This window comes from Flagellimonas nanhaiensis (assembly GCF_003382275.1).
In the GTDB taxonomy this organism is placed as follows: domain Bacteria; phylum Bacteroidota; class Bacteroidia; order Flavobacteriales; family Flavobacteriaceae; genus Flagellimonas; species Flagellimonas nanhaiensis.
The window spans coordinates 97,209-120,950 of sequence record NZ_QTJX01000002.1; the positions used below are offsets into that span (position 1 = coordinate 97,209).

The 23,742-nt window shown below is 42.1% G+C and carries 13 protein-coding genes; 9 read left to right on the top strand and 4 right to left on the bottom strand.

What is annotated here, in order from left to right:
* Positions 1-204: 204 nt before the first annotated feature.
* From DX873_RS07930 to DX873_RS07970, 9 genes are all read left to right on the top strand, one after another.
* The gene (locus DX873_RS07930; RefSeq protein WP_232520877.1) at positions 205-2,865 is read left to right on the top strand and encodes a helix-turn-helix and ligand-binding sensor domain-containing protein; all 2,661 of its coding nucleotides are present in this window, start codon (positions 205-207) and stop codon (positions 2,863-2,865) included.
* A 255-nt stretch (positions 2,866-3,120) separates the two neighbouring features.
* Positions 3,121-6,123: a SusC/RagA family TonB-linked outer membrane protein gene (locus DX873_RS07935; protein ID WP_313777743.1), complete on the top strand. Its 3,003-nt coding sequence runs from the start codon at positions 3,121-3,123 to the stop codon at positions 6,121-6,123.
* A 10-nt stretch (positions 6,124-6,133) separates the two neighbouring features.
* Entirely contained in the window at positions 6,134-7,675 is a 1,542-nt protein-coding gene (locus tag DX873_RS07940) for a RagB/SusD family nutrient uptake outer membrane protein (protein WP_116183933.1), read from the top strand.
* A gap of 26 nt (positions 7,676-7,701) precedes the next feature.
* Positions 7,702-10,077 (top strand): LamG-like jellyroll fold domain-containing protein, encoded by a 2,376-nt coding sequence (locus tag DX873_RS07945; protein ID WP_232520878.1) that lies wholly within the window; start codon positions 7,702-7,704, stop codon positions 10,075-10,077.
* 51 nt (positions 10,078-10,128) lie between these two features.
* A complete protein-coding gene (locus DX873_RS07950; protein WP_116183934.1) occupies positions 10,129-11,502 on the top strand; it encodes a glucoamylase family protein in 1,374 nt (457 codons plus the stop codon).
* Entirely contained in the window at positions 11,495-12,880 is a 1,386-nt protein-coding gene (locus tag DX873_RS07955; protein ID WP_116183935.1) for a glucoamylase family protein, read from the top strand. Before DX873_RS07950 ends, DX873_RS07955 begins: the two co-directional genes overlap by 8 nt.
* Positions 12,881-12,921: 41 nt before the next feature.
* Positions 12,922-15,198, top strand: coding sequence for a beta-glucosidase BglX (gene bglX / locus DX873_RS07960; protein ID WP_116183936.1), 2,277 nt, complete (start codon positions 12,922-12,924; stop codon positions 15,196-15,198).
* 113 nt (positions 15,199-15,311) lie between these two features.
* Entirely contained in the window at positions 15,312-16,937 is a 1,626-nt protein-coding gene (locus DX873_RS07965) for a sulfatase family protein (RefSeq protein WP_116183937.1), read from the top strand.
* Complete coding sequence (locus DX873_RS07970; RefSeq protein WP_313777744.1) at positions 16,934-17,776, top strand: endonuclease/exonuclease/phosphatase family protein; 843 nt, start codon at positions 16,934-16,936, stop codon at positions 17,774-17,776. Before DX873_RS07965 ends, DX873_RS07970 begins: the two co-directional genes overlap by 4 nt.
* A 7-nt stretch (positions 17,777-17,783) precedes the next feature.
* Here DX873_RS07970 and DX873_RS07975 read toward each other — a convergent pair whose 3' ends face one another.
* From DX873_RS07975 to DX873_RS07990, 4 genes are read right to left on the bottom strand one after another with little or no spacing between them, the layout of a single operon-like run.
* Positions 17,784-17,966 (bottom strand): CPXCG motif-containing cysteine-rich protein, encoded by a 183-nt coding sequence (locus DX873_RS07975; RefSeq protein WP_116183938.1) that lies wholly within the window; start codon positions 17,964-17,966, stop codon positions 17,784-17,786.
* Positions 17,967-17,977: 11 nt separating this feature from the next.
* Positions 17,978-19,297: a TolC family protein gene (locus tag DX873_RS07980; RefSeq protein WP_116183939.1), complete on the bottom strand. Its 1,320-nt coding sequence runs from the start codon at positions 19,295-19,297 to the stop codon at positions 17,978-17,980.
* Entirely contained in the window at positions 19,294-22,581 is a 3,288-nt protein-coding gene (locus DX873_RS07985; RefSeq protein WP_116183940.1) for an efflux RND transporter permease subunit, read from the bottom strand. The genes DX873_RS07980 and DX873_RS07985 overlap by 4 nt, the downstream gene beginning before the upstream one ends.
* Complete coding sequence (locus tag DX873_RS07990; RefSeq protein WP_116183941.1) at positions 22,578-23,708, bottom strand: efflux RND transporter periplasmic adaptor subunit; 1,131 nt, start codon at positions 23,706-23,708, stop codon at positions 22,578-22,580. Before DX873_RS07990 ends, DX873_RS07985 begins: the two co-directional genes overlap by 4 nt.
* Between the last annotated feature and the right edge of the window lie 34 nt (positions 23,709-23,742).

Genomic DNA, 23,742 nt, shown 5'->3' on the forward strand with positions numbered 1-23,742 from the left:
TTTATGATGTACCTCCCAAACATCCATTCCTTTCAGTAATGGACATACTTTTGTATATTCATTATGCCAACCTTTAATTGGTTATACGAGCCCAACTGAACAATGCGAATCAATAAATCCATATACTTTTTTATCCCGCTCTTTTTGCTGTGCGCCTTAGCTCATAGTCAAAATCTGCTCCCGCCTGTATACAACCATACCCTGTTGGAATATCAAGGGGGAAGTAAAAATTGGGATTTGGCCGTTAATCAAAAGGGGGAACTATTTGTAGCCAATAACAAGGGACTGTTGCATTACAATGGTGAAAAGTGGAGCTTGAACAGATTGCCCAATAAGACCATAATTCGTTCCGTAGCGGTAAAAGGTGATAGTATTTTCACTGGGTCTTATGAGGAATTTGGATTATGGAAAAAGAATGAACTCGGAGAATTAAAATACACCTCCCTTACCCATTTGATCCAGGGCCATGAGTTTACAAGTGAAGAGTTTTGGGAAATATTACCCATTGGAGATGCTGTTTATTTTAGATCCTTCTCGGCCATATACATGTTCAAGAATGGAAAAGTTGAGATACTTGATCCCCCAGAGGTTATTTCCGATTTCATTGACTATAACAATGAAATTATTGTAGCTGCCGGTAATATGGGATTATACCGAATGACAGAAACTGAAATTCTTCCTTTGGACAATCAAGACTTGTTGCATGGCAAAACCATTACTGATATCATTCAATTTAATGGAGGACTCCTTGTGGGAACGAAACTGAACGGATGCTATTTTTTTGATGGAAAAGACCTCAGCCCATGGAGCCCTCCCATAAACGAGGAGCTCAAAATGCATCAACTGAACAAGCTTTTGAACCTTAAGAATGGGAAGTTGGTTCTGGGCACCATCAAAAATGGGGTTTACGTATATGATTCCCAAACAATGGATTCAAAGATAATCAACAGGGAATCGGGTCTTCAAAATAACACGGTCCTTTCCTTATTGAATTTTAAGGACCAGTTATGGTTGGGGTTGGACAATGGGTTGGCCAGAATACGGCTGAACTATCCCATTACCTATTATACGGACTACTCTGGAGTGTTGGGAATGGTATACGACATAGCCTGGCACGAAGGCAAATTGTACTTAGGAAGCAATACAGGAGTCTTCTATTTTGAAGAGGATACACTCAAATTTGTAAATGCCTCCCAAGGACATGTATGGGATCTGGAGGTCGTTGATGGTGATCTCCTCTGTGGGCATAATACCGGAACCTATAAAATACAGGGGGACTCTTTTGATCAAATCACTGAAATTTCCGGAGGTTACGAAATTAGGAAGGTCCCTGAACAAAACAACCTCTATATCCAGGGCACCTACAACGGACTTGCCCGTTTTCTCCGAGAAGACAATGCTGAGTGGAGCATATCTAGGATAAGGGGGCTGGGCTTTCCCATAAAACAGCTCTGTTTTGAAAATCCGCAAACGCTGTGGGCCGTACACCCCTATAAAGGATTGTACAGGGTTCAAATGAGCAAAAACTACGACTCCATTACCAATGCCCAGGCCTACGATCACACTGACAATGTACCGAGCGAGTATAACATTAAGATATTCAACATAAAGAACCAGATTATTTTCAATAGCGAAGGTAAATGGCTGAAATATGACCCTATCCTAGATCAAATCATAACGTTTGACGAGTTCCAAAGATTCAATGGTAAGGAATTGTTCTTTTTTGACGGGAAACATTTTTGGTTTGTTGATAGCGACAGGAACAAAGAGATTGTGCATACCGATCTTAAATCCGATAGCTTGCTGATCTCTGATATTCCCCTTAGGGAAAGATTGGCCCCAGATTCGCAAAAAATGATCAGAATCAACGACTCCACCCTTTTTGTCACACTTAATGATGGTTTCGCCCAGATAAATCAAATAGAACTAAAAAAGCAGTTGATGTCTCAAGCGCTGCCAGTTCCTGAAATTGTGGCATTACATGACGAGATCAGCTCAAACAACCAGTTTTCAGACAAACTGGAAATGCCCTATACACATTCAAGAATTCTTACTTGCGAGGTTGCCGCCCCGGAGCTCATGCAAGCCCGATACCAATATCAGTTAAGCGGTCCCAAGGAATATTCAGGTCGTGCGGAAAACGGTTTTATCGAATTTCAGAACCTTCCACATGGAAACTATACCTTCTCGGTTTCCACGGTAGGTATCGACAACAGTGTTTCCAAAGCCAATTCAATTGAATTTAGGATAGCCCCTCCTTGGTTTTTGTCCAATTTGATGTTGACCCTATATGTTGCGTTGGGCATTGCTACAATTTTCCTGGTAAGATTCTACAACCGAAGAAAGCTGAAGAGAAAACAGAGGGAAATTGAACGAAGGATGCAAAAGGAACAGGAAGAAAAGCTTGCGGACCTTGAAAAGGAAAAACTTGCCAAGGAGATACGGTTAAAACAGAACGAGTTGGCCAGTACAACCTTGAATATTGCCAAAAAGAATGAAGTGATTTTGGAGCTAAAGAATATGCTGGTTATGAACAAGGACAAGTTTTCCAATTCGCAACGCTATCGTTCATTTATCAAAAAACTGAACAATTCTATTCAAGATACCGAGGATTGGAAACGTTTTGAGGTAAGTTTCAAGGAACTTCATGAAGATTTTTTTGAAAGACTGCTCAAAACCTACCCCAGTCTTACCCCTAAAGATCTAAAACTATGTGCCTACCTTAAAATGAACCTTTCCACAAAGGAAATTGCTCCTTTGATGGCTATCTCAATTAGAGGTGTTGAAATACATCGTTATCGACTCAGAAAAAAACTTGAAATTGACAATTCCAAGAACCTATCCAACTTTCTAATAACGTTTTAGAGGAATAATCTCACAAAAAAGCATCTGTTTCAGCCCATCTATCCAATACTTCATTACTACATCATTCTGTTAATTTTTTTTTCTCTTTACATCAAATAGACTACTGCAAGCCCCTTAATAACTCAATTCTTTAACCCCAATACAGATGATGTATTTTTTATGTATCTCCAACCCAGCTTTTTACCTCTTTGAATTATTAATTTGGTAAAAATCTAACTCAATTTTTATGCAATTATGAAATTCAAACACCTCTTGTTGTCAATACCAATAATGTTGCTTTCCATGGCCGTTTCGGCGCAGGACAACATTACGGTTTCAGGAACAGTTACAGACGGTCAGGGGACTCCTTTGCCAGGGGCCAATGTCATCCTTAAAAATACTACTACGGGTGTGCAGACTGATTTTGATGGTAACTATGTATTGGATAATGTGCCAAGCAATGGCACATTGGTCTTTAGTTATATAGGTTTTACATCGCAGGAAATTCCTGTGAACGGACAAAACACAATTAATATTTCACTCCAAGAAGATACACAAGCACTTGATGAAGTGGTGGTGGTAGGTTATGGTGAATTAAAGGTGAAAGATCTTACTTCGGCCATTGCCACGGTAGATTCTGAGGTATTGGATTTGGCCCCAGTGGGTCAGCCTATGCAAGCCTTGCAAGGTAGGGTAGCCGGTCTTCAAATTGTAAACAATGGAGGACCTGGACAATCACCTACCGTTAGGGTAAGGGGTATTGGGTCCTACAATACGGATGCTTCAAATCCCTTGTTTGTTGTTGATGGAGCCTTCTTTAACGACATTGATTTCCTAAACCCTTCGGACATTGCTTCCGTATCAGTCCTAAAGGATGCCTCCGCGGCAGCGATTTATGGTGTACGGGCAGCCAATGGAGTTGTCATTATTGAGACAAAATCTGGAAAATTCAATCAAAAGCCACAGATTACTTACGATGGATATACAGGTTATCAAGTAGCACAAAATATTTTGACCATGGCCAACTCAGAGCAGTTCACCACTTTGGCTCTGGAATCAGGCTCAGATCCAGATGTAGAATTTATTTTGAATGCCATGCAACGTTATGGACGAAGCCGGGTCAACCCCAATATCCCTGACGTGAACACGGATTGGTATGATCAGATTATTCGTACAGCTTTGATTCAAAATCATAGTTTGAGCATGACCGGAGGTAGTGAACAAGCCACTTATGCCATCGGTGCTAACTATTTTGAGCAGGAAGGTATCCTCAAAATGAAAAACGAATATGAAAGATTCAACCTTAGGAGCAAAATAGATTTTCAAGTCAACGATTGGTTAAAAGTTGGAGGAAGTATGGTACTCAGCAACTCGACCAGGTATGATGCAGAAGATTCAGCCTGGCGGCTTGCCTACTATGCAGTACCGGTACTTCCAGTTTTTGATCCATTATTGTTGGATAATCCAGATGTCTTTCCAACCAACTACGCCAACGCACAAGACTTAGGGTATCGTGGAGGACAAAATCCTTTCCCAACTATGGATTTTAGCCAGAACCGAGAAAAAACAAGAAATGTTTTGGCCAACTTTTATGCAGAATTCGACCTGGTTCCAGAAAAACTAAAATTCAAAACTGCTTACAATCATAATTTTGAGAACACCAATAGACGAGAAGTAAGACTACCATATTTTATTGGTAATAATTTTCAACGGGAAGATGCCTCCCTATTAAAAAGGGAAGTCACCATATCCAATCAGATTTGGGACAACACTCTTACTTATACCGATACCTTTGGAAAACATGACTTAACGGTTCTGGGAGGTGTTTCCTTTAGGGATGAAGCCCTAGACCTTTTGCAAGCAAGAGGTTTAAACTTCCCTCTCTCTGGAGAAGAAGCCTATTTCATAGATCAAGCACAGACCATTGTAGAGGCCGATACTTTTGATGGCGGCGCCAGGGAATATGGATTATCCTACTTTGGAAGGGTGTCCTATAATTTTGACAATCGTTACCTTTTATATGGAACCTTCAGGGCTGATGGAACCAACAAATACCAAGAAAAATGGGGCTACTTCCCAACAGTTGGAGCTGGTTGGGTCGTTTCAGAGGAAGCCTTCTTCCCTGAGAGCAACGTAGTAAACTTTTTAAAACTTCGTGGTAGTTGGGGAGAATTGGGTAACGATAGGGTTCCTTCAAGTGAAGGATCCATCACATCTACTGTTGTGACCACCGCTCTGGGAGATATTCTGTTCAGTGGACTAAACACCAGTAGTGATTTTACTGCACTTAAATGGGAAGTAACAGAAGAAATCAACGCCGGTCTTTCCGCTCGAATGTTCAACAATAACCTTTCGCTAGAGGCGGATTACTACGTTAGGGATACCAAAGATGCAGTAATCCCGGTAGAAAGACCTCTAATTCCTGGTGCCACAAGACAGAACATAGGAGAAATAAGAAATTCAGGTTTTGAGATCGCACTGAATTGGAACAAACAAGTTTCCGAAGACTTCAGTTACAGCATTGGCGGTAATTTGGGAACCCTCAAAAATGAGGTTCTGGATTTAGGCGGTCAGCCCTTTTTGGATGCAGGTACCGCAGAGTTTAGACAACGTTCCATTGTTGGAGAATCCATCTTTGCATTCTACGGAAGAGAAGTTATAGGTGTATATCAAAACGACGCACAGATCCAAGCAGACCCAGTAGCGGTGGCCAATGAGCTGGAGCCAGGAGATTTTATCTATCGCGACATTAATGGAGATGGTGACATCAATGATGATGACCGGACTGTGTTGGGATCCTTCTTACCTGAATACACATATGGTTTCAATATCGGATTCAACTATAAAGCATGGGACTTTTCAGCCAGTGCAACGGGACAAGGAGGAAATTCCATTCTGAACCGTAAACGTGGTGAGGTAATCTTTACCAACGATACCAACTGGGACAGGGATTTTGCCATCAACCGTTGGCATGGCGAAGGAACTACCAATAGTTACCCATCTTCAGCCGGAATTCGCAAATCATGGAACCAACGTCTTAATACATGGTTTATAGAAGATGGAGACTTTTTCAGGATTCAGAACATCACTCTAGGTTATACAATCAATAAGGATGGTAGTTTAAAAGGCATGCCACAGATCAGGATATATGCCACAGCTGAAAAACCGTTGACAGTGTTTGATTATAACGGTTTTAACCCGGAAGTATCCAACGGCGTCGACAATCAGACCTATCCTATTCCTGCAGTATATACTGTTGGTGTGAACGTTAAAATTTAAAAAAATCACTATGAGACTGTATATAACTAACTTCAAAATTAAAGCACTGTTGGCCATATTTGTTTTGGCCTTACTAGGGTGCACCGACAAACTCGATGAGCCGGAATTGAACAACAATTTTGCCGGAGGAACCGACTTTACCAAGACTGAGGATATGGTCCTCTCACTGATTGGGGTGTATGAAGCGTTCCAATCCAGGGGATGGGAGCAACCTTTGCTCATAGCCGTACGTGGAGATGATGTTAACGCTGGTGGTCTTGGGGACCAACCACAATTCTTCGACACCGATCTCTTCAAATACGACAAAGACTATTGGATGTACAACTCCCTTTGGGAGAATGTTTATGTAGATGTGATTTCTGCCCATACTGCAATGGAGCAAATTGAAAGGTATCAAGAACTTGCCGATAACAATGGGGTTGCTTTGGGAAATCAGTACATCGCTGAGGCCAAAGTTATCCGGGCCATTATGCTTTTCCATATTTCCCAAGTATGGGGAGACGTTTTCATTCCCACATCATCAGATACGGGAGAATTAAAACTGCTAGAAACAGTGCCCACTCAGGATGAGGTCATGCAACATATTTCTGACCAGATGGATGAGGCCATTCCTTTCCTTCTGGATACACATCCCAACAAAAGAACCGATTTACCCGGTGGTGCTACCGTTTATACTGCACTGGCCATTAAGGCATTGGCCAACCAGGAATTAGGCAACTATCAAGCTGTAGCGGATGCATGCGCAGAAATTATCAATTCGGGTGAGTTTAGTCTGTTTCCTGATTATTACGAACTCTTTAAAACCCCTGGAAAGCTAAGCGATGAGAGCATTTTGGATATGCAGTATTCGGATTTTGGTCAAGGTGAAGGAGATCGTGAAGGTCACCTATATGCCCCCTATGGCCCTCAAAATTGGACTCCCGCAGTAGATGGAGCATCCAGTGGATGGGGCTTTTTTGAACCCAGCATGAAATTCATCAAATTCATGTTGGACCGAGGGGAAGCCGTTCGATTGGAAACCAGTGTACTTTTTACAGATCGCGGTATTGCAGAATTGCAAACTGACCCCGATTATGCAACACTGCCTGCTTTTGTTTCAAACACCACTCGGGATGGGGATCTTATCAATGATTATGCAAGGGCACTTTTTGCAAGTGGAAAACACTATTTGCCTTCTGCACAATTGATTCCAGGCCGAACAGCCTACGGAAGCAATAAAAACTTCAACATTATTCGATACGCTGAGATTTTGCTCACCTATGCAGAAGCCCTTACCCAAGGTGCTTCAAGTTCTGGAATGACAGCAGATCAAGCTGTGAATCTTGTACGCGAAAGAGCTGGAATGGACCCATTGTCCGGCGTGACACTAGATCAAGTGTTAGATGAGAAATATGCAGAGCTGAGCATGGAATGGGGCAAACGCTATTTTGACATGATTCGTTTGGGAAGAACAAGCGAATTAAGTTATGACGGCAGGACATTTACCGAGGACAAGGCATTTTTACCCTATCCGCAGGCGCAAGTTGACCAATTTCCAATCCTTGGCAACTAGGAAGGAACATAAACCAAAAAAACAGAATGATGAAAAACATATATAAACTAGCATTAGGTACCATGGCAATTTTGCTGCTGGCCGCATGCGATCAAAGTATAGACTCGATTACCGAAGTAGCTGCCGGAGTGGACGAAACCGCTCCTCAGATTACCATCAACTCACCTGTTGAGGGGGCAGAGATCAAAGTATTTGAGGATGAAACATCGTTGGATATTGATTTAAAGGTCACGGACGATATAGAAGTGAAAGAAGTTAAAGTTCTTTTGGACGGAACCCAAATAGCACTCTTCAATTCCTTTAAAGATTATAGGATTGTTCTGGAAGAATTCACCTATCAAGGACTAAGGGACGGGGACCATAAGTTAACAGTCACTGCTTCCGATTTGGAAGGAAAGACCTCAACCGAAGAGGTTAACTTCATGAAATCCCCTCCCTATGAGGCTCTGTTTGATGGAGAATTGTTCTATATGCCTTTTGATAGCGATTACATGGACCTAATTGGATTTCAGCAAGCTGAAGAAATTGGCTCCCCAGGGTTTGCCGGTGGTGGTTTTGTTGGTGCCAATGCATACAAAGGCGCAACAGATTCATATTTAAACTTTCCTCTGGAAGGTTTGGACAATGCAGAATTTAGTGCAGCCTTTTGGTACAAAGTAAGCTCAGACCCCGATAGAGCAGGAATTTTGGTTGTAGGCGACAATGCAGACGACCGTTTCCAAGGTTTTAGGTTGTTCCGTGAAGGAAGTGCCGAGGAGCAACGTATCAAACTTAATGTAGGTACCGGAGCTGGAGAAAGTTGGAACGACGGTGGAGTAATTGATGTTACTGCCGGTGAATGGGTTCATATTACCATGTCCATTTCCCAAACAAAGAGTACCATATATTTCAATGGAGTTGAAATGCTTTCAGCCGATTTGGCAGCTCCCATAGATTGGACAGACTGCGAAGTATTGACCATTGGCGCAGGTGGACCAACTTTTGACTACTGGAACCACAAATCCGATAGTAGTGAAATGGATGAATTACGAATATTCAACAAAGCATTGGATCAAAACGACATCCAGATTATGTTGAATTCACTAAATCCATACACACCGCTATACCCAGGAGAATCGTTGTACATGCCTTTTGATGGTGATTATATAGATCTTATCGGCAGCAAAGCTGCTTCAACAGTTGGTTCCCCTGGATTTACGGATGACAGTCAGGAAGGGCAATCGTATTTGGGTGCAATGGACTCTTATATTAACTATCCGGCAGATGGGTTGCTTTCAAGCGAATTTAGTGGAGCTTTCTGGTACAAGGTAAATTCAGACCCAGATAGAGCTGGAATCATTGTCATAGGAGATGATGCTGCAGACCGTTTCCAAGGTTTCAGACTGTTCAGGGAAGGTAGTGCAGATGAACAACGCATCAAACTCAATGTGGGTACCGGTGCTGGAGAAAGCTGGAATGATGGGGACGTCATCGATGTAACAGCTGGAGAATGGGTACATATTGCATTCACCATTGCAAGCGACAAGAATACCATTTACTTGAATGGAACAGAGGTGCGTTCTTCGGATATGTCGGCCCCAATAGACTGGACAGGCTGCAACACATTCAACATAGGATCAGGCGGTCCAACGTTCGATTATTGGAATCACCTATCAGATTATAGTGCTATAGATGAGCTTCGGTTCTTTAACAAAGCCCTCACCCCTGAAGAAGTTGCAGAAGTTGCTGGCGGCACCTTCACACCAAAAAATTTCGGGTCAACTCTTTATATGCCTTTTGATGGTTCCTATACCGAGGACAATTCGAGCAACGATCCAACAGTAGAGGGAACTCCTGGATTTGCTGGTGAAAGTAGTGGAGGAACAGATGCCTATGCCGGCGCTGCGGATTCCTATTTGACCTTTCCTATCGACGGACTATTCAGTACCCAGTTCAGCGGGGCATTTTGGTACAAGGTGAATTCTGATCCTGACAGAGCTGGAATCCTTACAGTGAGTCCTCCAATGAACGGAACCGATAATGATCTTTCCGCTGGTTTCAGATTATTTAGGGAAGGAAACACAGATGAACAGAGGATTAAACTGCATGTAGGAGCAGATACTGGAAATGTTTGGAATGATGGAGATGTAATTGATGTCACAGCAAACGAATGGGTTCATGTTGCCTTTGTGGTTGATGATACGGCCACTAGAATATACTTCAATGGAGAACCAGTGGTCAACACAGGAGACATGACGGGAGCAACCATAAGTTGGGAAAACTGCTCCATCTTGTCCATAGGCTCCGGAGCACCCAATTTCATTGGATGGAGTCACCTTTCTGACCTCAGCTATATAGATGAGCTATATCTTTTTGATAAAGCACTCACTCAGGAGGAGATTCAGGAAGTAATGAACAATTAGGAAAGAAAAGTAGATCAATTTTAATTATTTGAGTTAGTTAGTTTAGTTTCAATGAGGATAGTTCTAGTATTAATTTTATGTGCCATTGTCTCTTTAGTAGCGGGATGCAATGACCTCAGAACTTCCAAGAAAAAGTTGGTGGCCCAAAATGAATTGGGCCCCAACTATTCTGACGAAGAACTTATGGATCTTTTACAGCAACAGACCTTCAACTATTTCTGGGAAGGTGCTGAACCCGTTTCGGGTCTTGCCCGTGAACGTATCCATTTAGATAACATTTACCCAACCCATGACAAGGATATTGTTACAACCGGAGGGTCCGGTTTTGGTTTGATGGCCATTTTGGTGGGAGTGGAACGTGGTTTTATAACTCGCGAACAAGCTCTTGAAAGATTTGAAAAAATCACTGATTTCCTTGAAAAGGCAGAGCGTTTTCACGGAGCCTGGCCGCATTGGCTCAATCCAGACGGAACGGTTTCCCCTTTTAGTGCCAAGGACAATGGTGGCGATTTGGTGGAAACAGCATTTTTAATCCAAGGATTACTGTCAGTAAAAGAATATTTTAAAAATGGTACTGACCGTGAACAAAAACTAACACAGAAAATCCAAAAGCTTTGGGAAGAAGTAGAATGGAATTGGTACACCAAGGAGGGTGAAGACGTTTTGTACTGGCATTGGAGTCCAAACTATGGGTGGGAAATGAATTTTCCTGTTGGCGGATATAATGAGGCCCTGATCATGTACATTTTAGCAGCTTCTTCCCCAACCTATCCAATCAACAAAAATGTCTATGAAAAAGGTTGGGCCAGAGATGGCCTCATCGCAAAAGACACCACATATTATGGTCTTGAAACGGAATTGAATCACTACGAGCACAGTAATTCACCTGTTGGACCTCTTTTTTGGGCACACTACTCCTATTTGGGATTAAACCCCAACGACTTGGTCGATCAATATGGAAATTATTGGAACCTCAATAGAAATCATGCCCTTATCCATTACAAACATGCCATGAAAAACCCTGATGGCTTTGAGGGGTATGGAAAAGATTGCTGGGGACTGACTTCCAGTTATTCAACTAAGGGCTATGCTGCCCACAGACCGGACGAGGATATCGGGGTTATTTCCCCAACAGCCGCACTATCTTCATTTCCGTATACCCCTAAAGAAAGTATGCAGTTTCTTCGGTTTTTATACAAAGACCACGATAGTCTCATTGGCAAATATGGCCCTTTTGACGCTTTTAGTTTTGAAAAGGATTGGTATCTCCCAAGATATTTGGCCATTGACCAAGGTCCCATACCAGTAATGATCGAAAATCACAGGAGTGGCCTTTTCTGGAAGTTGTTTATGGAAAATAAGGATGTTCAAAGAGGCTTACATAAACTAGGCTTTCAAAGTCCACATTTAAAAACCAATGGTTAAAGTTGTACAAACCATATTGATAGCAGCCCTATTGTTATCATCGTGTGGCGGTGGTGATGACTATACCTATACCCCAATAGATTTTCCAGATGATGATACCGGCACACCTGATGATGAGCCAACTATTAGTGATGAAGACCTTTTGGACTTGACCCAGCAAGAAACATTTAAATATTTCTGGGATTTCGCCGAAGTAAACTCTGGCGGCGCCAAAGAAAGATATCATCCTAGCGACCCTGGCAGAGATGCTCATGTAGTTACCTCAGGAGGAACAGGCTTCGGCCTAATGGCTATTTTGGTAGGTATTGAAAGAGGATTCATATCCCGTCAGCAAGGAGTGGAACGATTGGCCACGCTTCTTGATTTTTTGGAAAATGCCGATCGTTTTCATGGGGCATGGGCCCATTGGATGAACGGCAACAACGGTTCGGTTATTCCATTTAGTCCCATGGACAACGGAGGCGACCTGGTTGAAACTGCTTTTTTGAGTCAAGGGCTGATCTGCATCAAAGAATATTTTAAAAATGGGAGTGACACAGAAAAAGGGTTGGCCCAAAAGGCTGATGATCTTTGGAAAGGCGTGGAATGGGATTGGTATACCCAGAACAAGAATAGCCTGTACTGGCATTGGAGCCCTAATTTTGGATTTCAAATCAATCTTGAATTAAAAGGTTATAATGAAGTACTCATTGCTTATGTCCTTGCAGCCGCTTCACCAGACCATAGTATAGCCAAAGAAGTGTATTCCAACGGATGGGCATCCAACGGTGGTATTACATACCCAAACAATAAATACGGATATCCTCTTCTAGTACGTCATGCTGGAGCTTTGGAATATGGTGGACCACTTTTCTGGGCACATTACTCCTATCTCGGACTCAATCCAAATGGCCTTTCTGACGATTATGTGAGTTACTGGAATGTAAACGTAAACCATTCCAAGATCAACTATAGCTACTGCGTTGAAAATCCGAAGAACTTTGAAGGTTATGGTTCAGATTGTTGGGGCCTAACGGCCAGTTATTCCAGAAATGCAGACGGTACCATGGGTTACAATGCCCATCATCCTGCCAATGACACTGGCGTAATATCGCCCACAGCTGCAATCAGCTCCATACCCTATACTCCCAATGAATCCTTAAGTGCGATGCATTATTTCTATAAGAACAAGGATAAGCTTTTGGGGCCTGCAGGGTTTTATGATGCCTTTAGTCCTGAATATGATTTTTGGGTGGGTGAAGCCTATTTAGCTATTGACCAAGGACCCCAAATCATTATGATAGAAAACTATAGGACTGGACTTCTTTGGAATTTGTTCATGCAAAATGAAGATGTACAAACCGGATTGGACAAGTTGGATTTTCAGTACAATAATTAAGCGTTCCTATAAATCAATATTTAACCCAGAATTTTCCAAACATGAACTCATATCGACTTTTGGCACTACTTGTCTTCCAACTATTCTTTTTCAATAATGCCTGGGGACAAAGTGAATCTACCATTCCAGACGTAGAAGCCTTGCTTCAGCAAATGAGTCTTGAAGAAAAAATTGGCCAACTGAACCTCCTCACCCCTGGAGGGGGTGTGGCCACAGGTTCAGTGGTAAGTAAAAATGTGGAATCCAAAATCAAAGCTGGGCAAGTAGGTGGATTGTTTGGTGTGGCTGGTCCGGAACGGGTTAGAAAAGCTCAAGACATTGCCGTTAAAAACTCCCGTCTAAAAATTCCCTTGTTAATCGGTTCGGACGTAATTCATGGCTACAAAACTACCTACCCTATTCCTTTGGGACTTTCAAGTAGTTGGGACATGGATTTGATTCAAAAAGCGGCTAGAATGGCTGCACAAGAAGCCACCGCAGATGGGATCATGTGGAACTTTTCTCCCATGGTTGATATCGCCAGAGACCCCCGATGGGGCCGTATTGCCGAAGGGGCAGGTGAAGACCCTTATTTGGGTTCCAAAATCGCTGAAGCCATGGTCAAAGGTTACCAAGGCAATGATCTCACCGCTCCCAATACCATGTTGGCCTGCGTAAAACACTTTGCGCTCTATGGAGCAAGTGAGGCGGGCAGGGATTATCACAGCGTGGACATGAGCAAAACAAAGATGTACAATCAATACCTGCCTCCCTATAAAGCAGCTGTTGACGCAGGTGTAGCAAGTGTTATGACATCTTTTAACGATGTTGATGGAATTCCTGCGACCGGAAATCATTGGTTGCTGACCAATTTACTTCGTAAAGAATGGCAATTTGATGGATTTGTGGTTTCAGACTACACCTCTCTAAATGAAATGATTGCCCATGGTCTTGGGGACCTTCAGCAAGTATCCAAACTTGCCCTCAAAGCAGGTCTGGATATGGATATGGTGGGGGAAGGATTTTTGACCACCTTGAAAAAATCGGTGGAAGAAGGCAAAATTTCCGAGGATGAGATTACCCAAGCTTGTCGTAGAGTATTACAAGCAAAATACCAAGCAGGCCTTTTTGAAGACCCCTATCGATATCTTGATACCAATAGGCCTGAAAAGGACATTCTAACCAAAGAAAATCGAGCTGTTGCACGAAAATTGGCGGCTCATTCCTTTGTACTACTCAAAAATCACAATCAAATCCTTCCAGTCAACAAAAGACAGAAAATAGCCTTAATAGGACCTCTGGCGGACAGTCGCAACAATATGTTGGGCACATGGGCTCCAACCGGAGATTCCAAACTTGCTGTTACCATTCTTGAAGGTGTTAAAAATGTAGCTCCAGAGGCTGAAATAAATTTTGCCAAAGGCGCCAATATTTCAGATGACAAAGAATTTGCCAAAAAGATAAATGTCTTTGGGCCGAGAATAGTTATTGATACAAGGTCACCCGAAACCCTATTGCAAGAGGCCGTTGCAGCTGCCAAAAAATCTGATGTAGTGGTCGCTGTTGTGGGCGAGGCCACTGAAATGAGTGGCGAATCTGCAAGTAGAACAGATATTTCCATTCCAGATAGCCAAAAGAAACTCATTAGGGCCCTAGTTGCAACAGGTAAACCAGTAGCTCTGGTTTTAATGAGCGGAAGACCACTTACCATTCCAGAGGAATTTGAAATGCCCGTATCCATCCTTCAAGTATGGCATCCAGGTGTTGAAGCTGGTAATGCCATAGCAGATGTTCTTTTTGGGGATGAAGTTCCTTCTGGAAAATTGACAGCCTCCTGGCCTAGAAATGTTGGACAAATTCCTATCTATCACAGTGTAAAAAACACGGGTAGACCAGGTCCTAAAGACGAATTTGAAAAATTCAAAACCAATTATCTGGATGCTCCCAATTCGCCCTTGATACCATTTGGTTATGGATTGAGTTATACAAACTTTGCATATTCCAATCTTAAAGTTGATAAACCCGAAATAAATCAAGGTGAATCTCTAAAAGTCCAGGTTATCGTAACCAATACTGGAAGTTATGATGGAGCAGAAGTGGTGCAATTATATCTTCGGGATGTGGTACGAAGTATAACTCCTCCTGTCAGACAGCTAAAGGGATTTCAAAAGGTTTTCCTGAAAAAAGGTGAAAGTCAGAATATTACACTTACCTTAAAGCCAGAAGATTTGAAATTTTACAACAGCTCTTTGGAGTTTGTTGCTGAGCCGGGTGAATTTGAGGTTTATGTAGGAACCGACTCCGCATGTACCCTTAAAACATCCTTTATCTTAAAATAACTTTACTTTCTAATAAAGCTGAAATAGGGTTGGAATTCTGCTAATCCTTATTTTTAGAGAAGGTATTATCTGATATTGGGCAAATCAGAAAAACAAAACAAAATCAACCACCAATGGACAAAAAACTCTATCTCATCCTCTTGCTGGGTCTATTTGTTTCCTGCAAGCAGGAAAAAGCTGCATCCGAAGTTGAAAAAAAGCCGCTCAATATTGTTTTCATCATGTCAGATGACCATGCTTACCAAGCTATCAGTGCTTATGGTCACGAATTGAGCAAATTGGCCCCCACTCCCAACATAGACCGTTTGGCCAAAAATGGGGCGCTCTTCAATAACAATTTCTGCACCAATTCCATTTGCGGACCTAGTCGAGCCGTTATTCTTACAGGAAAACATAGCCATATCAATGGCTTTAGAATGAATGGGGAGCGTTTTGACGGCAATCAGGCTACCCTACCGAAGTACTTAAAAAAACTGGGGTATGAAACTGCCATCGTAGGCAAATGGCATTTGCACGGTGCGCCTACAGGTTTTGATTATTGGGAAATTCTGGATGGACAAGGAAAATATTATAATCCCGAATTCATAAAAGGAAACGATACCGTTTGGACGGAGGGCTATGCCACCGACCTTATTACCGAAAAAGGACTGGATTGGCTCAAACAACGGGATAGTGTTGAGCGGCCTTTCTTTATGATGGTGCACCACAAAGCCCCGCATAGAAATTGGATGCCTGCCCTACGACATGCAAACATGTACGATTCCATTACATTTCCCTTACCTGATACGTATTTTCCAGAGTTTGAAAATCAGCAAGCTTCGGTGGAGCAAGAACAAACCATTTATGTGGATATGTACGAAGGCCACGACCTGAAAATGACAAAAGCTTATGGAAGTCCGGAATTGGACCACAATCCATGGCCAAGCGACTTTGAGCGAATGACCCCAGCGCAGTGGGAGGCATGGAACAAGGCGTATTTACCTAAAAACAACGCTTTTCACGAAGCAAATCTGAGTGGAGAGGAACTGGCCATTTGGAAGGGGCAACGATACCTACAGGATTATCTGGCCACCGTTGCTTCTGTTGATGAAAGTGTAGGAAAGATTCTGGATTATTTGGAAGAGACCGGTCTTGATGAGAACACTTTGGTAGTTTATACCTCGGACCAAGGATTTTATTTGGGCGAAAAAGGATGGTTTGACAAACGCTTTATGTACGAACAATCGCTAAGGATGCCATTGTTAATGCAATTACCAGGAGTTATTGAGCCAGGCACCGAAATTGATGCCTTGACCCAGAACTTGGACTTTGCACCAACCTTTTTAGATTTGGCTGGTGGCTTGGACCATGCTTCACAAATGCAAGGCAAATCCTTTAAAGCTTTATTGGATGGCTCCTCAAATGATTTTAAGGATGCCATTTACTACCACTATTACGACTTTCCTGCTTTCCATATGGTTAAAAAGCAGTATGGGGTACGCACAAAGCGCTATAAGCTCATCCATTTTTATGATGATATTGATCAGTGGGAGTTTTATGATTTGGAAAAGGATCCTGCAGAAATGTACAATGCCATCAATGATGAAGTCTACGCGGATATCATTCCTGTTATGCACCAAAAGTTGGACAGTCTTCAAAAGCTCTACAAAGTAACCGATAAAGAGTTTGAAAATGCTCCAAAAGAGGACGTAGAAAAAGCTCATGAATTTTTTGATGGACTGCTCAAAAAGAATCAATGATGAAACGAACATTTTGGGTTATAGTATTGTTGCTTGCCGCCTATGGTCAGGCTCAATCCATTAGTGTTTTGTCTTACAATATCCGTTATGACAATCCAGGTGATGGCTTAAACAGCTGGGAACACAGAAAGGAATTTCTCATTTCCCAACTCAAATTTTATGGACCGGATGTCTTTGGAACCCAAGAAGGATTGATCCACCAGTTAAAGGATGTGGACGCAGGTCTTGAACAATACCGATATTTTGGCATTGGCAGAGACCATGGTGATGAACGAGGAGAATTTACAGCTATCTTTTATAACCAAAACAAGTTGGAACTTTTGGAGGAAAGCACATTTTGGCTGTCCAAAACTCCTGAAAAACCCTCCAAATATTGGGATGCTGCGCTTCCAAGAATTTGCACTTATGGCCATTTTAAGGCTAAAGATGGGCCAACTGAATTCCTGCTGTTCAATACCCATTTTGATCATGTAGGAGAGATTGCTCGTGAAGAAAGTGCCAAATTGATCCTAAAAAAAATAAAAGAACTTAATCCCAATAAATTGCCCGTGGTGTTAATGGGGGATTTCAATTTGGAAAGCAATAGCAAGGGCATTCAATTGATTATGGAGCAAATGGCGGATACTCAAATTGCGGCAGGCAGTAATGCCCATGGTCCTCAAGGGACTTTCAATGGATTTGATTTTACCAAACCGGTAACAAGAAGAATCGATTATATTTTTACCTCAACCGTCAACATTGAAATCATAAAAAGTGGTATCCTAAGTGATTCCTTTGATTGTAGGTATCCTTCGGACCATTTGCCGGTTTATGCCGAATTGAAGTTGAAGAATCAATGAGCTAAACTCACTGCCCCAACACCTGTACCTCAAAGGAGGTCAACTCATGATTTTTGAATTTTGGTGATACTTCAATCGGGTTACAGCAAATTTCGCAATCCTCAACATAAGTTTGTTCGGTCACGGAGCTGTCCAAGAGAAAAGAGATTTCTTCCCAACAATATGGACATTGAAAGAAATGCTCGTACATGATTTATCAGTTTAGAAATCTACATTGAGTAATTGCCCACTTATTTGAAGCATTTGCAGCTCGGCCAATTTTGCATTGTATTTTGCTTGGCTTTTGGCCAGTTCGGCATTCAGCAGATTCAACTGTGCCTGTCTAAATTCAATGGAAGTCACCTGTCCCAACTTATAGCGCTCGTCCGTGCGGTTAAAGTTGTTCTGATTTGTCTGTAAATTTTTCTCTTGTACCTGCAATACATACAACGCATTGGTATAGCTGTCCCAGGCATTTCTTATATCACGCTCTACTTCTAGGGCAATTTGCTTTTGAAGAAGTTCCTGCGTTTCATAGTTGATTTTTGTGTTCTTGATGTTGGTAATGCTTCTCCCCCCATCAAAAAGATTCCAGGTAAGATTGATACCGCCTGTAACCCCAGTAGCTGAATTTTGTACCACGAATGCCAACGGACTGTTGTTATTGGATTCGTTCCAACCATAAGTTCCGGTTAAACCGATTGTAGGCAGGTAGGCACTTTTTGCAGATTTGAAATTGTAATTGTTGATGTTCAATTGTTTTTCTGCAATCTGTAATCGGATATTGTTGAGTTTGGCCTCGTTGTGCATATTTTCCATCTCAAGCCCGGGGATAAAATTCACCGTGGTATCCGCTGTGAAATTCTCGGACAGTTCACGATTGAGTATCAAGTTCAAATCCCTCATTGTATTTCTCAGCTGCTGTCTGGAATTCAATAAATTGATGCTATCCGTGTTGATATCCACTTCTGCGTTCAATACATCCAAACCTGTATTTTGCCCATAATCAAACTGATATTCGGCTCTTTTTAATCGCTCTTTGGAAATTTCAAGTGCCTGCGACAGGTTTTCAGTATTCTCCGTCAATCGAGCTACTTCATAATATACTGTAAACAATTGAAGTATGGTAGTCTCTATGGTTTGTTGCACTTCCAGTTCTGACTGTTGGGAACGCTCCTTGAAACTTTTGTAGTCATAATGCCTCCCCAATCCATCAAACAGCGTATAGTTTAGATTGACCGATGCATTGTAACGCCTGGTCTCCACCCCATCGGCAGTTCTGGTATCCCCATTGCCCAAAGTACCTTCCGTATTTTGTCTGTCGATAGTACCTCCGGCATTAGCAGTTAAACTGGGTAAATATCCTGAATTGAGGATATTAGCATTGTTATCATCAATTTGTTGCGTGTTTCTCGCCACTTGTATCCCCAGGTTATTGGCCAATGTCAGGTCTATTGCCTCTTCCTTTGTAAGCATTTGATCCTGTGCCGAAACGAATAAAATCGAGAAAAGGAGGGGTATTGTAGTTAAATAATGTTTCATTCCAATGTGCCTTCTAAAACTTTTGAAGCCTCTTTTTCCTGTGTATGATTAGTGCCTCCATTTTGACTATATAATCCATCTTCCATCATATGTTCCTCTTCATTGCGCTCCCTAATGGACCTTTCCACTTCTTCTCTAGTTGCCTTTTCTCCCGTCCATAGCTGTTTAAAGAACACCTTCACATTATTCCCAAAAGATAAAAAGATAGGCAACATTAAAAGTGTCAACACGGTGGCAAATGCAATCCCGTATGCAATGGAAAGCGCCATGGGTTTCAGGAATTGTGCTTGTCTACTTTTTTCCAAAAGTAAGGGTGCCAAACCAGCAATTGTTGTGATCGAAGTCAAGAAAATAGCCCTAAAACGAGATCGTCCTGCTTCATAAATGGCTTCATCAAACTTAAGTCCTTCCTTGAGGTTGTTGTTGAATTTACCGATGAGGACCAGGCCATCGTTCACCATAATACCTATCAAGGCTATAATTCCCAACAACGAAAGAATATTGATAGGGAAATTATGAATCCAATGTCCCCATGCAACAGCGGTAAGACTAAAGGGCACCAAAAGCAATAACAACAGGGGTTGGCTAAAGCTCCTGAAGGTAAATGCAATGGTGATAAAAATCAATATCAAAACTGTAAGCCCCGCATAATTGAGCGAATTCTGGAACTTGTTCCGCTCCCGGTTCTGTCCTTCATATGAAGGTGTGATAGATGGATTTTTGGACAAAATATCCGGCATGACTTCATTCCTTATCCACAACATGATATCAATGGCACTGGTAGTTTCCGGATTGGCCAAATCCGAAGTCAACTGAATTTCCCGTTGACCATCCAAGTGGTTAACGGCCACATCGCCGCGTTCAATGGTATACGTTGCAATTTCCTTTAAAGGAACTCGCTCTCCCATGGGGGTTAAAATGCGCATTTCGTCCAAATCCGTAATAGACGAACGATTAGTACGATCGTAACGTACCCACACCTTAATCTCATCTTGCCCTCGTTGAAAACGTTGTGCCTGGTTTCCAAAAAATCCTGCTCTAACCTGATTCATGACGGTTCTCAAATCCAATCCAAGCAAATAGGCATTTTCTTTGAGTTCCAATCTAATTTCTTTGATTCCGGCTGGATCGTTGTCGGCTACATCCTTCAATAGGGCATTGTTCAGCATTGCCGCTTTCAATTCCTCTTTTGCCGCCTTTAATTCCGAAATATTATTTCCCAACAGAGATACTGAAACAGGGTCTCCTCCAAAATTACCTCCAGAACCATAAATCAGGCTTTCAACACCAATTACCGGCCCCACCAATTCCCGCAACCTGCCGGTTACCATACTTGCCACAATATCATCTGGACGTTCTTCTCCCGGCAACAAGTTGATGATCAATGTAGCTGTTGAAGAACCAGGCCCCAAGGTCTTTAGCATGTTTTCATAAAGCACCTTGTCAGTTCCTTTCATGTATTCCTCTGTTAGTTGCTCATTTACAATTTGCGCTTTCTCCTGGATCATGGTGATAATGGAATCCGTAATCTTCTCATTGGTACCATTTGGCATTTGAAGTTCAACCGCAATACGATCACTGGCTATTCTAGGAAAAAAAGCTGTTCTAATAATACCGCCCCCTATGGAACCAAACGTCAGAGCCAAGGCCATAAAGAACAATGAGAACGTGAGGAATTTATAATTTAAGGCAAACTTTAGTGTCGGACTATACCAATTGTCACGCATGTACGCCATGGCCTGATCACCCAGCTTGTTTATTACTCGGAGTTTTGCAAATATTCTGCCCAAGCTTGATGTAGGGTCCTGACTTTTTGGCCTCAAGGCTTTGGAATGCGCCAAGTGGGCCGGAAGTATGATCAAAGCTTCCACCAAGGAAACCACCAAGGTCAATATAACAATTACGGAAACTTCACTAAAGAAGTCTCCAATTCGACCATCCAGGAAGAGGAACAGGGAAAAGGCCAAAATGGTGGTAATAATTGCTGAAAGTATTGGCGGAATTACTTCCATGGTGCCATCTATGGCCGCCCTAATAGGGGTTTTTCCTTTTTCGTAATGCTGATAGATATTCTCTGCAATAACAATCCCATCATCTACCAAAATACCGATTACAATAATCATCCCAAACAAGGAAAGCACATTGATCGTTACATTGAACATTGGGGCAAATACAAACATCCCTAAGAAGGCAATGGGCAAACCAAATGCAACCCAAAAGGCTAAGCGTGTGTTCAAAAAGAGCGACAAAAACAGTAAAACCAAAATCATCCCGATAACTGCATTCTCGGTAAGCAAATCGGTACGTTGGGTCAAAGTCTTGGACTGATCGCTGATCACTTCCAATTTGGCATTGCTGTATTTTTTATTGAAATCGGCCACATATTCCTTGACATTCTCGGCAGAGCCTATCAAATCTTCCGTATTGGTACTAGTGACGGTCACGTTTACAGACAACTCCCCATTAAGAAAGGATGCATTCGGAGTCTCCGAAAAGCGGTCGCGGATAACGGCTACATCTTTTAGTCGTACTGTTCTACCTGCTGCGTCGGCACGAACAACAACATTGGAAAGTTCATCACCATAGTATGAGCGGTTATTTGCACGAATCAGATAATCCTCGGAATTTGTTTTGATATTTCCACCGGTAACCAGAATGTTTGCATTGGTGACTGCCCTTGCCACTTCATCAAAAGTCAAATCATAGGCCAACAAACTGTTTTCGTTTACGGCGATTTCAATTTCTTCTTCTGGATAACCTGAAATTTCTATTTGCGAAATCCCTTCGATCGCACGCAAATCATTTTCAATTTGACGTCCAATTTGTTTCAGGGTGGAAAGTGATATGTCTTTCCCGCTTACGGCAAAACTTATTGTTGGTCTAACGGCTTCACGTTTGGATACGATCAAAGGTTCCATTCCGGTAGGAAATGTAGGCACCCGGTCTACAGCATTTTTGACTTCCAAGAGCATAAAATCTATATCTCTGCCCTTTTCTATTTCCACATTGATGGAACCACTATTTTCACGTGAGGTGGAAGTTACCCTCTCTACACCTTGTAGGCCTTTGAGGTTGTCCTCAATCTTTAGTACGATACCTTCTTCAACTTCCTGGGGCGAGGCTCCAGGATACGTTATATTGATCAGTATGTTCTGCGAATCCACCAATGGAAAAAAGGAGGATTTCAAAGAAAGTGCCCCAACAATTCCAAAGATGAAAAATGCCAGAATAATTACGTTGACCGCAACGTGGTATTTTATGAAATACGATATGACCTTTCTCACGACTTGGTTTTTTTGGCAGCATCGAACACCCTTACTTCCATTCCGGCATAACCGCCCGATAATGCTTTGGAGACAATAATAGCGTCATCTGGCACATCTTTGAGCACCACGGTCTTATCTGTATAGTATACTGGCTTGACATCAATTACATCCAAAATAGTGTCACGCACCACAAAGATTTGATTGTTCTCCAACAGCAGTGAGCGGTCCACCTCTATAGCATTTGGTTCTTCCTTGGCCTCCAAATTGGCTTCCAGATATTGCCCTTCTTTTAGGTTTTCACCTTCCACTTCAATATAGACCGTAATGGTCTGGGAGTTTTGGTCTACACGCCCATTAACACGGATAACTTTGCCCGTGAAAGTTTGTGTTTTCTCCAAATTTGAAAGTTCCACTTGTTTTCCCACGGTTAAATAATCCCCATAGGTTTTACTTACGGAAACTTCCAATTCATAAACACCTGTGTTTATGAATTCCCCCAGCTTCTGACCAACCCGAATTAGGGTTCCCTCGGTAACCAAGGCCTCCGTTAACACCCCTCTGAAAGGAGCGGATATGTTATATTTTGAAAGTCTTTGTTCTAGATTCTTGACGTTATAGTAACTCGATATCACCCCTCTTCCGGAAATGAAGAACTTTTCTTTTTCATTGCTCATTTCTGGCAACGTTGGGGTAGTCTTGTCCAAATCGAAACCATTCAGGTAGTTCTGCCACTTGGGATATATTTCTGGATAATCCAATCGCAAATCGGGCATTATGGAAGTAAGAAGGTTGTACAGATTACTTTTCGCAGATTGCACACTGGCGTAATATTCGTTGGCATCGATTCGAATCAATGTTTGACCAGAACTGTATTCTTGACCTGTTCGGAACAATTTACTACCTGTTCGAAACACACCTTGAACCTCAGAAAACAGCTCGACTCTTCTTTTAGCTCTAAGATTGCCATTGGCCGGTACCATAATCGGCACAGTGGAATTCTTAACTGTATCCACAAATACAGTCTTCACTACTTTTTGAGAAGGAGGTCTTCTTGTCTTCTTGCTGCCAGAAATCATTTTGGCAAGAAAAATAGAAAGAAAAATAACCACGCTGCCGGCTACGACCGATAATATAAGCTTACGCATGCACTAGGAAAATTAGTATTTGCAAAGCTATTCC

What these genes read in the sequence shown, in the direction of transcription:
- DX873_RS07980 (WP_116183939.1), bottom strand. Translation starts at nt 19,297, where the DNA reads ATGAAACATTATTTAACTACAATACCCCTCCTTTTCTCGATTTTATTC.
- DX873_RS07975 (WP_116183938.1), bottom strand. Translation starts at nt 17,966, where the DNA reads ATGTACGAGCATTTCTTTCAATGTCCATATTGTTGGGAAGAAATCTCT.
- DX873_RS07990 (WP_116183941.1), bottom strand. Translation starts at nt 23,708, where the DNA reads ATGCGTAAGCTTATATTATCGGTCGTAGCCGGCAGCGTGGTTATTTTT.
- DX873_RS07950 (WP_116183934.1), top strand. Translation starts at nt 10,129, where the DNA reads ATGAGGATAGTTCTAGTATTAATTTTATGTGCCATTGTCTCTTTAGTA.
- DX873_RS07940 (WP_116183933.1), top strand. Translation starts at nt 6,134, where the DNA reads ATGAGACTGTATATAACTAACTTCAAAATTAAAGCACTGTTGGCCATA.
- DX873_RS07970 (WP_313777744.1), top strand. Translation starts at nt 16,934, where the DNA reads ATGATGAAACGAACATTTTGGGTTATAGTATTGTTGCTTGCCGCCTAT.
- DX873_RS07955 (WP_116183935.1), top strand. Translation starts at nt 11,495, where the DNA reads ATGGTTAAAGTTGTACAAACCATATTGATAGCAGCCCTATTGTTATCA.
- DX873_RS07965 (WP_116183937.1), top strand. Translation starts at nt 15,312, where the DNA reads ATGGACAAAAAACTCTATCTCATCCTCTTGCTGGGTCTATTTGTTTCC.
- DX873_RS07945 (WP_232520878.1), top strand. Translation starts at nt 7,702, where the DNA reads ATGATGAAAAACATATATAAACTAGCATTAGGTACCATGGCAATTTTG.
- bglX (WP_116183936.1), top strand. Translation starts at nt 12,922, where the DNA reads ATGAACTCATATCGACTTTTGGCACTACTTGTCTTCCAACTATTCTTT.